The organism is Variovorax beijingensis (assembly GCF_007828835.1).
Classification (GTDB): domain Bacteria; phylum Pseudomonadota; class Gammaproteobacteria; order Burkholderiales; family Burkholderiaceae_C; genus Variovorax; species Variovorax beijingensis_A.
This window is the reverse complement of record NZ_VIVL01000003.1, coordinates 452739-467058: the sequence shown is the minus strand read 5'-3', so window position 1 is coordinate 467058 and position 14320 is coordinate 452739. Positions and strand designations below refer to the sequence as shown.

At 69.2% G+C, this 14320-nt stretch carries 10 protein-coding genes; 3 read left to right on the top strand and 7 right to left on the bottom strand.

The annotated features are described in order from the left end of the window. Window positions 1-23: 23 nt before the first annotated feature. Genes FB547_RS12695 through FB547_RS12680 form a run of 4 tightly spaced genes read right to left on the bottom strand, consistent with a single transcriptional unit; the run spans window position 24 to window position 4589 of the window. On the bottom strand, window positions 24-1016 hold the full coding sequence (locus FB547_RS12695) for an aldo/keto reductase (protein WP_261380271.1): 993 nt from the start codon (window positions 1014-1016) through the stop codon (window positions 24-26). Beyond that, on the bottom strand, window positions 1013-2029 hold the full coding sequence (locus FB547_RS12690) for an ABC transporter permease (RefSeq protein WP_145742699.1): 1017 nt from the start codon (window positions 2027-2029) through the stop codon (window positions 1013-1015). The genes FB547_RS12695 and FB547_RS12690 overlap by 4 nt, the downstream gene beginning before the upstream one ends. After that, window positions 2026-3552 carry a sugar ABC transporter ATP-binding protein gene (locus FB547_RS12685; protein WP_261380270.1) on the bottom strand — a complete coding sequence of 509 codons (1527 nt, stop codon included), beginning with the start codon at window positions 3550-3552 and terminating at the stop codon, window positions 2026-2028. The genes FB547_RS12690 and FB547_RS12685 overlap by 4 nt, the downstream gene beginning before the upstream one ends. Further along, the gene (locus FB547_RS12680) at window positions 3549-4589 is read right to left on the bottom strand and encodes a substrate-binding domain-containing protein (protein ID WP_145742697.1); all 1041 of its coding nucleotides are present in this window, start codon (window positions 4587-4589) and stop codon (window positions 3549-3551) included. The genes FB547_RS12685 and FB547_RS12680 overlap by 4 nt, the downstream gene beginning before the upstream one ends. A 178-nt stretch (window positions 4590-4767) precedes the next feature. On the opposite strand from FB547_RS12680, the gene FB547_RS12675 reads away from it, so the two are divergent. The 3 genes from FB547_RS12675 to FB547_RS12665 are packed head-to-tail and all read left to right on the top strand — an operon-like array spanning window position 4768 to window position 8773. After that, a complete protein-coding gene (locus FB547_RS12675; protein ID WP_145742695.1) occupies window positions 4768-6255 on the top strand; it encodes an FGGY family carbohydrate kinase in 1488 nt (495 codons plus the stop codon). Then, window positions 6252-8015 (top strand): glycerol-3-phosphate dehydrogenase/oxidase, encoded by a 1764-nt coding sequence (locus tag FB547_RS12670; protein WP_145742693.1) that lies wholly within the window; start codon window positions 6252-6254, stop codon window positions 8013-8015. Before FB547_RS12675 ends, FB547_RS12670 begins: the two co-directional genes overlap by 4 nt. Window positions 8016-8035: 20 nt before the next feature. Next, window positions 8036-8773 carry a GntR family transcriptional regulator gene (locus FB547_RS12665; RefSeq protein WP_225612860.1) on the top strand — a complete coding sequence of 246 codons (738 nt, stop codon included), beginning with the start codon at window positions 8036-8038 and terminating at the stop codon, window positions 8771-8773. 7 nt (window positions 8774-8780) lie between these two features. Here FB547_RS12665 and FB547_RS12660 read toward each other — a convergent pair whose 3' ends face one another. Genes FB547_RS12660 through FB547_RS12650 form a run of 3 tightly spaced genes read right to left on the bottom strand, consistent with a single transcriptional unit; the run spans window position 8781 to window position 14248 of the window. Further along, window positions 8781-9671, bottom strand: coding sequence for a DMT family transporter (locus tag FB547_RS12660; protein WP_145742691.1), 891 nt, complete (start codon window positions 9669-9671; stop codon window positions 8781-8783). A gap of 50 nt (window positions 9672-9721) precedes the next feature. Continuing rightward, complete coding sequence (gene uvrA, locus FB547_RS12655; protein WP_145742689.1) at window positions 9722-12838, bottom strand: excinuclease ABC subunit UvrA; 3117 nt, start codon at window positions 12836-12838, stop codon at window positions 9722-9724. Window positions 12839-12856: 18 nt separating this feature from the next. Further along, the gene (locus tag FB547_RS12650; RefSeq protein ID WP_145742687.1) at window positions 12857-14248 is read right to left on the bottom strand and encodes a chloride channel protein; all 1392 of its coding nucleotides are present in this window, start codon (window positions 14246-14248) and stop codon (window positions 12857-12859) included. Window positions 14249-14320 lie beyond the last annotated feature (72 nt).

The following is a 14320-nucleotide window of genomic DNA, read 5'->3' as shown; positions in this document are numbered from 1 at the left end:
ATGGAAAAAAGGGGAAGTGAAGCTCAGGCGAGCGCGCCCAGGTGGCGCTTGGCCGCGGCGTCGATCAGCCGCAGCGCGTCGTCGCCCAGTTCGACCGCGCCGGCGCCCGCGTTCTCGATGGCCTGCTGGCGCACGCGCGCGCCGCACAGCGCGACAGCCACGGTGCCGCGCGCGATGGTCCACGCGATCATCATCTGGCCGAACGAGCAGCCCAACTGTTCGCGCAGTGGATCGAGCGCCTCGAAGAAGGCTTTGAGCTTCGCGCGGTTGGCTTCGCTGAAGCGCGGGTTGCTCGCGCGCTGGTCGTCGCCCTTGAACTCGCGTGCCGGATCAATGGGCCCCGCGAGCAGCCCGAGCGCCAGCGACGAGTAGCCCAGCACCGCCACGCTGTGCTCGCTGCACAGGGGCGCGAGCGTCTGCTCGATCTCGCGGTCGATCAGGCTGTAGCGCTCCTGCGCCGCATCGACCGGGCCGTGGCGCAGGTATTCGGCCAGCGTCTCGGGGCTCACGTTGCTCACGCCGATGGCGCGGATCTTTCCCTGCTTCTTGAGCGCCAGCAGCGCGTCCATGGTCTCGGCCACGGGCGTGGTGCCGTCCTGCCAGTGCGTGATGTAGAGGTCGATGTAGTCGGTCTGCAGGCGCTTCAGGCTCTCTTCGCATTCATGGAAGATCGACTCGCGGCCGAGGTAGCGGTACACCGGATGCCCGTCTTCCTCGAAGAAGTGCGTGCCCTTTTGCGTATGCCACACCAGTCCGCACTTGGTCGCGATCACGGCCTCGTGGCGGCGGCCCTTGAGGGCGGTGCCCACGATGCTTTCGGAACGCCCCAGGCCGTAGGCCGGCGCGGTGTCGATCAGGTTCACGCCCGCGTCCAGCGAGGCCTGGATCGCCACCACAGCCGCCGCGTTGTCGCCGCCGCCCCACATCCATCCGCCCATCGCCCAGGTGCCCAGGCCGATGGCCGAGCATTCGATGCCCGACGGGCCCAGCGTTGTCTTCTTCATCATCGTCTTCATCGCGTCGTCTTTCTCGTGTTCAGCAGGTGGTCGATGGTCACGGCCGCGAGCAGGATCAGGCCCTTGATCACGTCCTGCCAGTAGGGCGAGACGTCGAGCAGGATCAGCGAGCTGGTCACCACCGACAGCAGCGCGAGGCCCAGCACCGCGCCCAGCACCGTGCCGGAGCCGCCCTTGAGGCTCGCGCCGCCGATCACCGCGGCGGCAATCACGTTGAGCTCCATGCCCACGCCGAAGGTGGGCGTGGCGGCGCCGAAGCGGGCCGTGTAGATCACGCCGGCCAGGCCCGCCGATGCGGAGCACAGCACCGTGACCCAGAACTTCACCCGGCCCACGCGGATGCCCGAGTACAGCGCGGCCTTCTCGTTGCTGCCGGTGTAGAACACGCGCCGCAGCAGGGTCGAGCGGCGCAGCACGAAGTCGCTCACGACCACGATCGCCACGAAGATCAGGATCACGGCCGGAACGCCGAGCAGCGTGCCCTGGCCGATGAACTTGAACTCCGCCGGCAGCGAGAACAGCGACTGCGGCGTGCCCTGCGTGAGCGCCAGGCACAGCCCGCGCACGATCACCATGAAGGCCAGCGAGGCGATGAAATGGTTCAGCCCGATGCGCGTGACGCAGCCGCCGATCATGGCGCCGACGAGCCCGCTCGCGCCGATGGCCACCAGGCTCGCGATCCATGGGTCCACGCCCATCAGGAACAGCTTGCCCGTGACCACCATCGCAAAGCACACCACCGAGCCCACCGACAGGTCGATGCCGCCGACGATCAGCAGGATCGTCATGCCCACCACCACGATGCCTTCGATCGAGAAGGACAGCAGCATGGCGCGCACGTTGTCCCAGGTGAGGAAGTAGGGCGACGCGAAGCTCATCGCCACGCACATCGCCGCAATGATCAGCAGCAGGCCCATCTCGCGCATGCTCGTGAACTTGTTGGCGGGCTTCACGGGGCCGCCTCCCGATGGGCGCGGTGCCAGGCCCGCATCGAGTTGTGCCGGGTAGTTCATGCCATCTCCTGTTCGCAGAGTCCGGAGGCGAGCCGCAAGAGGGCCTCCTCCGTCATTTCGTTGGAATTCAATTCGCCGGCCAGCCGGCCGTCGCGGATCACCAGGGCCCGGTCGCACAGGCCGATGATCTCGGGCAGCTCCGAAGAGATCACGATCACGCCCACGCCCTGGTCCGCGAGCTCGCGCAGGATGTGGTGGATCTCCGACTTGGCGCCCACGTCCACGCCGCGCGTGGGCTCGTCCATCAGCAGCACCGACGGGTTGGTGGCCAGCAGCTTGGCAATCGCCACCTTCTGCTGGTTGCCGCCCGATAGGCTGGACACTTCGATGGCCACGCCGTCCGACTTGAGCTTGAGCCTGGCGCCCAGCTCGCGTGCCAGGCGGTGTTCGGCCGAGCGCTGCAAGAGGCCCCAGCCGGAGCTCACGCGCCGCAGCGCCATCGACGAGATGTTCTGTGCGATCGGCAGGTCGAGAAAAACACCCGCCGCCTTGCGGTCTTCGCTGAGGTAGGCAATGCCTTCGCGCAGCGCATCGCTGTACTTGCGGATGGAAAGCGTCTTGCCGCGCAGGCGCACCGTGCCTTGCGTGGCGGCGCGCAGGCCGCACAGCGTCTCGGCCAGTTCGCTGCGGCCGGCGCCCATGAGTCCGGCAATGCCGAGGATCTCGCCGCGCTGGAGCGCAAACGAGATGCCGTGCACGCGCTCGCCGTCGGCGATGCCAACCGCCTCGAGCACGGGCTCGGACGATTCCGTGGTCTCTTGCTTGGGCGGGTAGTAGTTGCCGAGCTCGCGCCCGACCATGCGGCGCACCAGCTCGTCCGCGCTCAGGCCGGCCAGCGGGCCGCTGTGCACGTTGCGCCCGTCGCGCAGCACGGTGACGCGGTCGCAGTGCGTGAATATTTCAGCCATGCGGTGGCTGATGTAGATGATGCCGATGCCCTGCGCCTTCAGGTCGTGCAGCACGCGAAAGAGCGCGGCCGACTCGTTGTCGGTCAGCGCGGCCGTGGGCTCGTCGAGGATCAGCACCTTGCAGTCGAGCGTGAGCGCCTTGGCAATCTCCACCAGCTGCTGGCTCGAAATGCTCAGCTCGCGCACGGGCGCGGCGGGATCGATGTCCTGCCCGAGCCGCGCCAGCACCCGGGCGGCGCGCGCGTTCAGGCTGGCGTAGTTCATCCAGGCCTGCCGGCCGGCGTTGATCTCCGGCATGAAGATGTTTTCGGCCACGGTGGCGTCGGCGCACAGCGCGATCTCCTGGTGCACCAGGCCGATGCCCAGGCGCATGGCGTGCGCCGGGCCGTCGATGACCACCTTCTCGCCGTTCAGCAGGATGTCGCCTTCGTCGGGGCGGTGGATGCCGTCGATGATGTTCATCAGCGTCGACTTGCCCGCGCCGTTCTCGCCGCACAGCGCGTGGATCTCGCCCGCCGAGAGCGAGAAATCCACGCCCGAGAGCGCGCGCGAAGCGCCGAAGCGCTTGCTGATGCCGCGCAATTCGAGCAATGAAGAAGAGCCCACAGCGCTCACTCGCCGATTCCCTTGGTGCCGCGGCGCGCGAGGTACTTGTCCCAGTAGAAGTCGTCGGCGTTGGCCTTGCTGACCACCGACAGGCCGTTGTCCAGGAACGGCACCGACATCGGATTGGTGCCGTTGCGCTTGGCGTCGTTCATCGGATCGATGAGCTGCGGGTTCCTGGCCAGGAACAGCATCATCATGCCCATGTAGCCCTGCATGCCCTGGTTGGGGTTGATGGCGCCGAACACGTCGCCGGCCTTGATCATGTCGAGGATCTTGGCGTTCACGTCGCAGCACATCACGCGGATGTTCTTCTTCGACTCGATCTTGGCCTGCGCGGCGCCCAGGGCCGAGTTGGCCTCGGGCATGAACAGCGCACCCAGGTTCGGGTTGGCCTGCGCGAGGCTCAGCACCGCCTGGTAGGCCTTGCTCGGGTCCTGGTTGCTGGCGGCGCGGCCGACCAGCTTCATGCCCGTGTGCTTGGTCTTCATGCGGTTGACGAAGGCCGCGATGCGGCGGTCGTGGTTGTCCTGGCCGGGGTTCTCGAGCACCGCGTATTCGCCCTTGCCGCCCAGCGCCGCGGCAATCGCGTCGGCCGCCTGCGTGCCCTCGCGGTCGTTGTCCGAAGTGACGAAGGAGGCGCGCTTGGAGTTGGGCGAGTCGGCCGCAAAGGTCACGACCGGGATGCCCATGGCCACCGCGCGGTTGATCGGCTCGATGAACGGATCGGGGTTCATCGGGTGCAGCAGGATGCCCGCGGGCTTGCGCGCCAGCTCCTGCTCGAACGAGGCCAGCTGCTTGTTGACGTCGTACTCGGGCGTGCCGGTGTAGCGCGTGCGCACGCCCAGCGTGCGGCCGAGCTGCTTCATCATTTCGTAGACCGGAAACCAGTATTCGACGCCCGACACCATCACGTTCATCACGTAGACGTCGCTGGCGTTGCCGCGCAATCCGGTGGCGGCGGCCGTGGGGGTGGACTGCGCAAATGCGCTGGCGCCGGCCAGGCCGATACCGGCGGCCGCAGCGGACTTCAGGAAATTTCGCCTCATTCTTTGTCTCCTCGCGTTGACTGGCAGAGCTTGCGACCTGCTTTTGCGAGCAGATCTTCGGACCTCATTGTCACGACAGTTGTTATGACAGGTAGAATGTAATCGCGGGTTGTTTGCCGCGATAACTAGGGGAAACGCTACTGGCAAGTGGCTTTCAACTCGCCGAAGCTGTTATGACATGAAGCCAAATATACTGATCGGCGTCGACATGGGCTCGAGCAGCCTGAAGGCGCTGGCCCTCGAAGCCGCGAGCGGCCGCACCGTCGCCTTGTCCCGCATGTCCCTGCCGCACGACCGGCTGCCCGGCGGAGGCTGCGAGGTGGGCGCGCCAGCGATCCGCGCTGCGCTGACCCGCGTGCTGCAGGACGTGGCCCGCCAGCTCGGCCCGCGCGCGGCCGAGGTCCGTGCCATGGCCTGCACCGGCCACGGCGCCGGCCTCTATGCGCTCGATGCCGGCAACCAGCTCGTGGGTGGACGCGCCGTCGCCTCCACCGACCAGCGCGCCGATGCCCGGGCGCGCGCCCTGGCCGCAAGCCGCGGCGCGCAGTTGTTCGAGGACGTGGGCTGCAGCCCCTGGCCCGGGCAGCCCACGGTGATCGCGGCCGAGCTGCTGGGCGCGGATGCGGTGCAGCGCGGCGAACTGCACCGCCTGCTGTTCGCCAAGGACTACCTCGGCTTTCTGCTGACCGGCCAGATCGCCACCGACGCCAGCGATGCGAGCACCGCCGGCCTGGTGTCGCTTGCCACCGGCAGCTGGTCGCGCGCGGCTTTCGAGGCCTCGGGCATCGCGGAGCTCGGTGCGCGCGCCTTCGGCCCCATCGTGCCGAGCGGCACCATGATCGGAAAGCTCCTGCCCGCCGAGGCCGCGCTGTGCGGCCTGCCCGCGGGCATTCCGGTGGCCATGGGCGCGATCGACCTGCTCGCCTCGATGACCGCGATCCGCGCGGAAGGGCGCGGCCGCGCCGTGTCGGTGCTCGGCACCTGGTGCGTGAATGCGGTCGTCGGGCCGGTGATGGCGCCCAAGCCCGCCGTTGCCGCCATCGTGAACTTCGGCCGCGGCAATGCGCGGCTCTACATGGAGAACAGCCCGTCTTCGATGGCCAACATCGCCTGGCTGGCCGGCGCGCTCGCACTGGCCGATGCGCGCGCGGTGGTCGACCTGGCCATGGCGGTGCCGCTGGGCGCCAACGGCCTGCGCTTCCTGCCCTTCGTCAATGGCGGCGGCGGCGTGACGGCCGGCTTCGTGGGCATCAAGAGCCACCACACGCGCGCCGACATGGCGCGCGCCGTGGTCGATGCCGTGGCGGCGCTGCATGCGCGGCACACGGCGCGCCTGGCCGCGGCCGGCCTCGCGGTGGGCCAGACGACGGTGCTCGGCGGCGGCGCGGGCGATGCCCGCCTCGTGCGGCTGCTGGCGGCCTTCCTGGGGCGGCCCGTCGAACGCTGCGCCGACGACGAGACCGGCGCACGCGGCGCTGCGATCTACGCCGCCATGTCGCAGGGGCTGGACGACGCGTCGCAGGGCAGCGCACTGCTCGCGCCCTGCGAAGTGATCGAGCCCGATGCGCGGCAGGCCCGCGCCCATGCGGATTTCAACGCCGGCTTCAACGAACTGATCGACAGCATGTCACCTGTATTCACCCACCTCGCGGGCGGTGCCGAATGAGCGCCTGGCAACTTCCCTTCGTGCGCCCGGCCTCGCTGGCAGGCCGCCATTTCTCCACCGTGATCGTGGGCGCCGGCATCAACGGCGTGGGCGTGTTCCGCGACCTTTCGCTGCAGCGCGTCGACTGCCTGATCGTCGACAAGGGCGACTTCGGCGCCGGCGCCAGCAGCGCGCCCTCGCGCATGATCCACGGCGGCCTGCGCTACCTGGAAAACGGCAGCTTCTCGCTGGTGGCCGAAGCCACGCGCGAGCGCAACCTGCTGCTGCGCAATGCGCCGCACCTGGTGCAGCCGCTCAAGACGGTGGTGCCGCTCGCGAGCTTCTTCGGCGGGCTGATGAGCAGCGCGCTCAAGTTCTTCGGCCGCACGCCGCCGCAGCGCACGCGCGGCCTGCTGGCCGTGGCGCTGGGCCTGCGGCTCTACGACCTTTTGGGACGCCGCCAGCGCGTGATGCCGGGGCATCGCATCAGCCGCGTGCCGCCGGCCGACCGCGGCCTGTTCCGCGCGGCCATCCGCTGGACCGCGACCTTCTTCGATGCCTGGATCAGCCATCCCGAATGGCTCATCCTCGAACTCATAGCCGATGCCTGCCGCGACCAGCCGCGCTCCGCGGCCGCCAACTACTGCCGTGTGATGGGCTGCGCGGGCAACATCCTCACCTTGCGCGACGAGATCACCGGCGCACTCGTGCGCGTGACCGCCGACAGCGTGGTGAATGCCACCGGCGCCTGGCTCGACCGCAGCGCGGCCGTGCTCGGCGGTGCCGGCCCGCGCGTGATGGGCACCAAGGGCTCGCACCTCGTGCTCGACCATCCCGCGCTGCGCGATGCGCTCGACGGCCGCATGGCCTACTTCGAGGCGGTCGACGGGCGCGTGTGCATCGTCTATCCCTTCCTCGACCGGGTGCTGGTGGGCTCCACCGACATCCCGGTCGAAGACCCGGACCAGATCGTCACCGAGCCGGCCGAGGTCGACTACCTGATCGACGTGCTGCGCGAGGTCTTCCCGAACATGGCCTTCGGGCGCGGCGACGTGGTCTACACCTATGTCGGCGTGCGGCCGCTCGCGCGCTCCGAGGCCGACAAGCCGGGGCAGATCTCGCGCGACCATTCGGTGGTGGTGGATCCGCCGAACGCGACGCGCGACATCGCCATCGTCGGCCTGGTCGGCGGCAAGTGGACCACTTTCCGCTCGCTGGCCGAGGAGGCCACCGACGAAGTGCTGCAGCTGCTGGGCCGCTCGCGCACCGCCTCGACCCAGCTGCTGCCCATTGGCGGCGGCGCGGAACTGCCGGCCGATGGGCCGGCGGCCGATCGCTTCGTCGAAAAGATGATGGCCGCCTGCGGCATCGGCCGCGCCCGCGCGCTGACCCTGCTCGGCCGCTATGGCTCGAAGGCGCTGCCGCTCGCGCAGCGCCTGGCGGCCTCGGGCGACCAGCCGCTGCTGCATGCGCCGGACTACTCGGCCGCCGAGCTTTCCTACCTGTGCCTCGAAACCGGCGTGGTGCACCTCGACGACCTCGTCATCCGACGCACGCTGCTGGCCATTCGCGGCCTCGTCACCGATGCCGCGCTCGCCCAGATCGCGGGCGTGGCGGCCGAGGCGCTGGGCTGGGACGCCATCCACGCCCACAACGAGCTGTGCGCCTGCGCCACCGCGCTGCGCGAGCGGCACAACGTGCGCCTGCATGCCGTGGCCGCCGGCGAGGCGCCTTCTTTCGATGCATCATTGATGGCCAGCTCAGTCCTCGGCCAAGCCTAAAAGTGAACAGTCCCAACGACATGTCGACCGTGCTCGACCGCAATTCCGAATCGCCGCTGTGGGCGCAGTTCCGCGACGCCATCCGCTTGCAGATCCTGCAGGGCGTGCTGCCCATCGGCGCCAAGCTGCCTTCGGAGGCGGAGCTCGGCGAGCAGTTCGGCATCTCGCGCATCGTGGTGCGCGAGGCCTTGGCCGACCTCGTGCGCAACAACCTCATCTACAAGATCAAGGGCCGCGGCGCCTTCGTGTCGGCGCGCGAGCGCGACGAGGATTTTGTTTCCACCGTGCTCGGCTTCTCCGACGAGATGGAGCGCAAGGGCCGCTCGGTGCGCACGCAGATCCTCGCGCAGGAACTGCGCGCACCCACCGAGCATGAAGCCGCATCGCTGGGCCTGGCCGACGACACCCAGGTGGTGGCCCTCAAGCGCCTGCGCAGCGTGGATGGCGAGCTGCGCCTCTTGGTCGAGACCGCGGTGCCGGCGGACCTGGCGCCCGGCCTGCACCGCGCGCGGCTGGAAGACCGCTCGCTCTATGACGTGCTGCGCCGGCAGTACGGGCTGCGCCTGGTGCGCGCCGAGCGCTGGATCGATGCGGTGCTGCCCGACGCCGAAACCTGCAGGCTGCTCGACCTGCCGCAGCCCGAGCCGCTGCTGCGCATCGAGTCGATCGCCTACGGCGCCAACGGCCGGCCGCTGGAGCACTACCGTGCGCTGCACCGCTGCAAGACCAGCCGCCTGCACGTGCAGACGACCACCTGATTTTTCCTCAGGCCTTGGCGGCGCTGCGCGAGGGCCAGAGCACCGAGGCAATGGCCACCACCATCAGCGCGACGGCGACCCAGTCCTGCCAGTGCACCACTTCGCCAAGCCACACCGCGCCGCTGAAAACGCCCAGCACGGGGATGAACATCACGCTCAGGGTCGAAGCCACCGGCGGCAGGCCGCGTGCCAGGTAGAACCAGGCCGCGTGCGCGAAGCCGAAGATCAGCACCGCGTTGTAGGCGATCGAGCCCCAGGTCACGGGGCCGGGCCAGCGCCATGGGCCGCGCTCGAACAGCAGCGACAGCACCGTCATCACCACGGCCGTCATGGCCGTCATCCAGAACGACAGCGTGAGCGTCGCCAGCCCGATGCGCGAGTGGCGCAGCAGCTGCGTGCCCAGCGCCCAGGTCGCGGCCGCCACCAGTGCGAGCGCCACGTAGCCGGGCCGGCCCGCGAGGTCGGTGAGCTCGTGCCACAGCAGGAGCCCCACGCCGATCGCGCAGGCGCCCACGCCGAGCCATGAGCGCCGCGTGAGCACGGCCGAGAACAGCAGCGCGCCGATCACCGCGGAGAACACCGGCATCGTGTAGCCCAGGATCGCGGCGCGTCCGCCCGACAGCGCCTTCACCGCCAGGATGATGCAGGCGTGCCAGATGAACATGTTGGTGGCGCCCAGCCGCACCAGTTCGGGCCAGGCGCTGCGCGGCACGCGGAACGGCACCTTCATCCACACCAGCGCGAGCCCCAGCACAGGCACGCCGAGCCAGATCGATATCGCGCGGAAGGCCAGCGGCGGATAGTCCGCCACGCCGAGCTTCATCACGGGCCAGTTGAGGCCCCAGGCAAGCGTGAGGAGAACGAGCAGGACGAACTGGCGCGGCGTGAAGGAAGGCATGGGCCGCGATTGTGGCGCGGCCCGCGCATCCGTGCCGGGAGCAGGCGCCGCTACAGCAGCCGCTTGAGGTAGCGCCCCGTGTGGCTCGCCTCGTTGGCCGCGATGTCTTCGGGTGTGCCTTCGCCCACCACCGTGCCGCCGCCGGCGCCGCCCTCGGGGCCCATGTCGATCAGCCAGTCGGCCGTCTTGATGACGTCCAGGTTGTGCTCGATCACCACGATGGTGTTGCCCGCGTCGCGCAGCTGGTGCAGCACCTTGAGCAGCAGCTCGATGTCGGCAAAGTGCAGGCCGGTGGTCGGCTCGTCGAGGATGTAGAGCGTGCGGCCGGTGTCGCGCTTGCTGAGCTCCAGCGCGAGCTTCACGCGCTGCGCCTCGCCGCCCGAGAGCGTGGTGGCCGACTGGCCGAGCTGGATGTAGGACAGGCCCACGTCCAGCAGCGTGCGCAGCTTGCGCTCGATGGTCGGCACGGCCTTCAGGAACTCGTGCGCGGTCTCCACCGTCATCTCGAGGATCTGCGCGATGTTCTTGCCCTTGTAGAGCACCTCGAGCGTCTCGCGGTTGTAGCGCTGGCCGTGGCAGACCTCGCAGGGCACGTACACGTCGGGCAGGAAGTGCATCTCGACCTTCACCACGCCGTCGCCCTGGCAGGCCTCGCAGCGCCCGCCCGCCACGTTGAAGCTGAAGCGGCCCGGGCCGTAGCCGCGTTCGCGCGCGGTGTTGGTCTCGGCCATCAGCTCGCGGATCGGCGTGAACAGGCCCGTGTAGGTGGCCGGGTTGCTGCGCGGCGTGCGGCCGATGGGACTCTGGTCGACGTTGATGACCTTGTCGAAATACTCGATGCCCTCGACCGACTCGTGCGCGGCCGGCTCTTCGTGCGCGCGGTAGAGCGTGCGCGCCACGGCCGTGTAGAGCGTGTCGTTCACGAGGGTGGACTTGCCCGAGCCCGAGACGCCCGTCACGCAGGTCAGGAGGCCGACCGGGAAGGCCACGCTCACGTTCTTCAGGTTGTTGCCGGTGGCGCCGACCACGCGGATTTCCTGCAGGTCGGTCTGCGAGGCCAGGTGCGCCGCTTCGCGCGCGGCGCGGCGTTCGGCCGCGGGGCTCGGCGGAAAGCGCGAGGCCTTCCTGCCTTCGTTGAAGGCCGGCTTCTTCACGACCGGCAGCCAGGCGGTGCGGCGCTTGGGCACCTCGATCTTCTTCGTGCCCGAAAGGTACTGGCCGGTCAGCGAATCGGGGTTGGCCGCCACCTGGGCGTAGCTGCCCTGCGCCATCACGCGCCCGCCGTGCACGCCCGCGCCCGGGCCCATGTCGATCACGTGGTCGGCCGCGTGGATCATGTCCTCGTCATGCTCGACCACGATCACGCTGTTGCCGATGTCGCGCAGGTGCTTCAGCGTGCCGATGAGCCGGTCGTTGTCGCGCTGGTGCAGGCCGATGCTGGGCTCGTCGAGCACGTACATCACGCCCGTCAGGCCCGAGCCGATCTGCGAGGCCAGCCGGATGCGCTGCGCCTCGCCGCCCGAAAGCGTCTCGGCGCTGCGGTCCAGGCTCAGGTAGTTGAGGCCCACGTCGTTCAGGAACTTCAGCCGCAGGCCGATCTCGCGCACCACCTTGTCGGCGATGTCGGCCTTGGCGCCGCGCAGCTTGAGCTTCTGGAACCAGGCGAGCGAATCGCGCAGCGTGAGGTGGCTCAGTTCGAAGATCGCCATGCGCGGAGGCTCGCCGCCATCGGCCGGACGCGCCGACTCATCGACCAGGAACACGTTGCGCGCCTCGGGCCGCAGCCGCGAGCCGCCGCAGTCGGGACACGGCTGCAGGTTGCGAAAGCGCGCGAGGTCTTCGCGCACCATCACCGAATCGGTCTCGCGGTAGCGCCGCGCCATGTTCGGGATGATGCCTTCGAAGGGATGCTTCTTCGTGAGCTTCTTGCCCGCGAAGTTGCCCGACTCCATGGTGTAGTTGAACTTGATCTCCTCGGCCGCCGAGCCGTGCAGCAGCACCTGCTGCACCGAGGCCGGCAAGGATTCGAAGGGCGCGTCGACGTCGAACTTGTAGTGCTTCGCGACGCTCTCGATCATGCTGAAGTAGTAGCCGTTGCGGCGGTCCCAGCCCTTGATGGCGCCGCTTGCGAGCGAGAGTGAGGGAAAGGCCACCACGCGCGCCGGGTCGAACACCTCGCGGTGGCCGAGGCCGTCGCAGCTGGGGCAGGCACCCACCGGCGAGTTGAACGAAAAGAGGCGCGGCTCCAGCTCCGACAGCGAGTAGTGGCAGATCGGGCAGGCGAACTTGGCGTTGAACAGGTGCTCCTTGTCGGGCGCCCCCTCGGTGCCCAGCTCCAGCGCGATGGCGCGGCCTTCGGCCAGCCGCAGCGCGGCTTCGAAACTCTCGGCCAGGCGCTGCTGCATGTCGGGACGCGCGCGCAGCCGGTCGATCACCACGTCGATGTCGTGCTTCTCGGTCTTCTTGAGCTTGGGCAGGTCGTTGTATTCGCAGGTTTGCCCGTCGACGCGGAAGCGCACGTAGCCCGCGGCCTGCATCTCGGCGAAGAGTTCGAGGAATTCGCCTTTCTTCTCTCTTGCCACCGGTGCGAGGATCATCAGCCGCGGCTCGTCGGGAATGGCCAGCGTGGCATCGACCATCTGCGAGACGGTCTGCGCCTGCAGCGGCAGGTGGTGGTCGGGGCAGTAGGGCGTGCCGGCGCGCGCATAGAGCAGGCGCAGGTAGTCGTGGATCTCGGTCACCGTGCCCACGGTGGAGCGCGGGTTGTGGCTGGTGGCCTTCTGCTCGATGCTGATGGCGGGCGACAGGCCCTCGATCACGTCGACGTCGGGCTTGTCCATGAGCTGCAGGAACTGCCGCGCATAGGCCGAGAGGCTTTCCACGTAGCGCCGCTGGCCTTCGGCGTACAGCGTGTCGAAGGCCAGGCTCGACTTGCCCGAGCCCGACAGGCCGGTGATCACCACCAGCTTGTTGCGCGGGATGTCGAGGTCGACGTTCTTCAGGTTGTGGGTGCGCGCACCGCGGATGCTGATGCGCTGCTGCGCGAGCACCGCGCCGAGGTAGGTGTCGCGTTCGAGTTCCGCGTCGCGTGCGCGCTGCGCGTCGTCGTCGGCGTATTCAATGGCTTTGGAATTCAAGGGGGCGATCGTCCGAGGGCAACCGGACATGATAGACCGCCGACGATTTCATGGCGAGGGAGAGGGAACCGGCGGTTCGGACTTCGGGGTCTCTGCCGGCGCCGGGTGCACCGCTTCGGTGCCGCCTCCGCTGCTGATCGCGCGGCCCACCATGTACTCGGCCAGCGTGTCGTACAGCGGACGGCTGATCATCCGGGAGACCAGGCTGGCCAGCATCGCGGCGGCCATCAGGCTCAGCACCATCGAATGGCCGTCGACCATTTCCATCACGATGATGAAGGCGGTGAGCGGCGCCTGTGTCACTGCGGCCAGGAAGCCCGCCATGCCCATGGCGATGAGCGCCGGGCCCAGGTCGCTGCTGGCGAGGCGGGCCACCGCGTCGCCGATGCCCGCACCGATCGACAGCGACGGCGCGAAGATGCCGCCCGGCACGCCGCACCAGGCGGTGAGCCAGGTGGCGACGAACTTGAGCACCGTGTAGAGCGGCGTCAGTTCGTCATGGCCCTGCAGCATCTGCTTGACCGCCTCCGAGCCCGCGCCGAAGGTGACGCCGCCCGTCGCCAGCCCGATGAGCGCCACGGCCAATCCGCCGGCGGCCGCGAAGCGCACCGGAAAACGTGCGCGCCAGCGGTTCAGGCGCCCGGGCGCGCCGGTCAGCGAAGCGGTCAGCAGCCGCGCGAACAGCCCGCCGGCCGCGCCGCTCAGCAAGGTGGCCAGCAGGCCCGGGCCGAGGGCATCCCAGCCGAGCCGGGGCACGCGGATCACGCCGAAATAGCTGGTATTGCCGAAGGCCGACACCGCCACCAGGCCCGCCAGCACGATGGCCGTGATGATGAGTCCGCTCGAGCGTGCCTCCAGCCGGCCCGAGAGTTCCTCGATGGCGAAAACCACGCCTGCCAGCGGCGCATTGAAGGCCGCCGCGATGCCGGCCGCCCCGCCGGCCACCAGCAGCGCGCGCCCGTCGATGGCGGTGTTGGGCGAGAGCCAGCGCCGCGCGTGCTGCATCACGCCGGCCGCGACCTGCACCGAGGGCCCTTCGCGGCCGATCGACAGGCCGGCCGCGAAGCCCGCGGCGCCCAACCCGATCTTCGCCACCGTCAGCCGCAGCGACGCGAAGGCGAAGCGCCGCTCCTCGGGAAGCGCAGGATGCAGCGCCGCCTTGATCTGCGGAATGCCCGAGCCGCCCGCGCCGGGGAAGAAGCGCAGCGTGAACCACACGATGCCCGCCGTGACGAGCGGGGTCGCCAGCAGCACCGCCCAGGGATGGGCCGCATAGAGGCGATGGAAGCGGCCGAAGGCCCAGTCGCTCGCGTACGTGAAACCCACGACGAAGAGCCCTGCCGCAATCGCATAGCCGAGCACGATCGCCCGGTCGAGCCAGACGCGGCCGCCCCGCAGCTCGGTGCGCAGATGCTCGAAGAAGTCTGGTTCTCTGTTCATGCCGAAGACGCATTCTGGCATCGGCCGGGGCTGCGGCCGGCCGCCTTGGGGCACAATCGAGGGTTCCTTTCA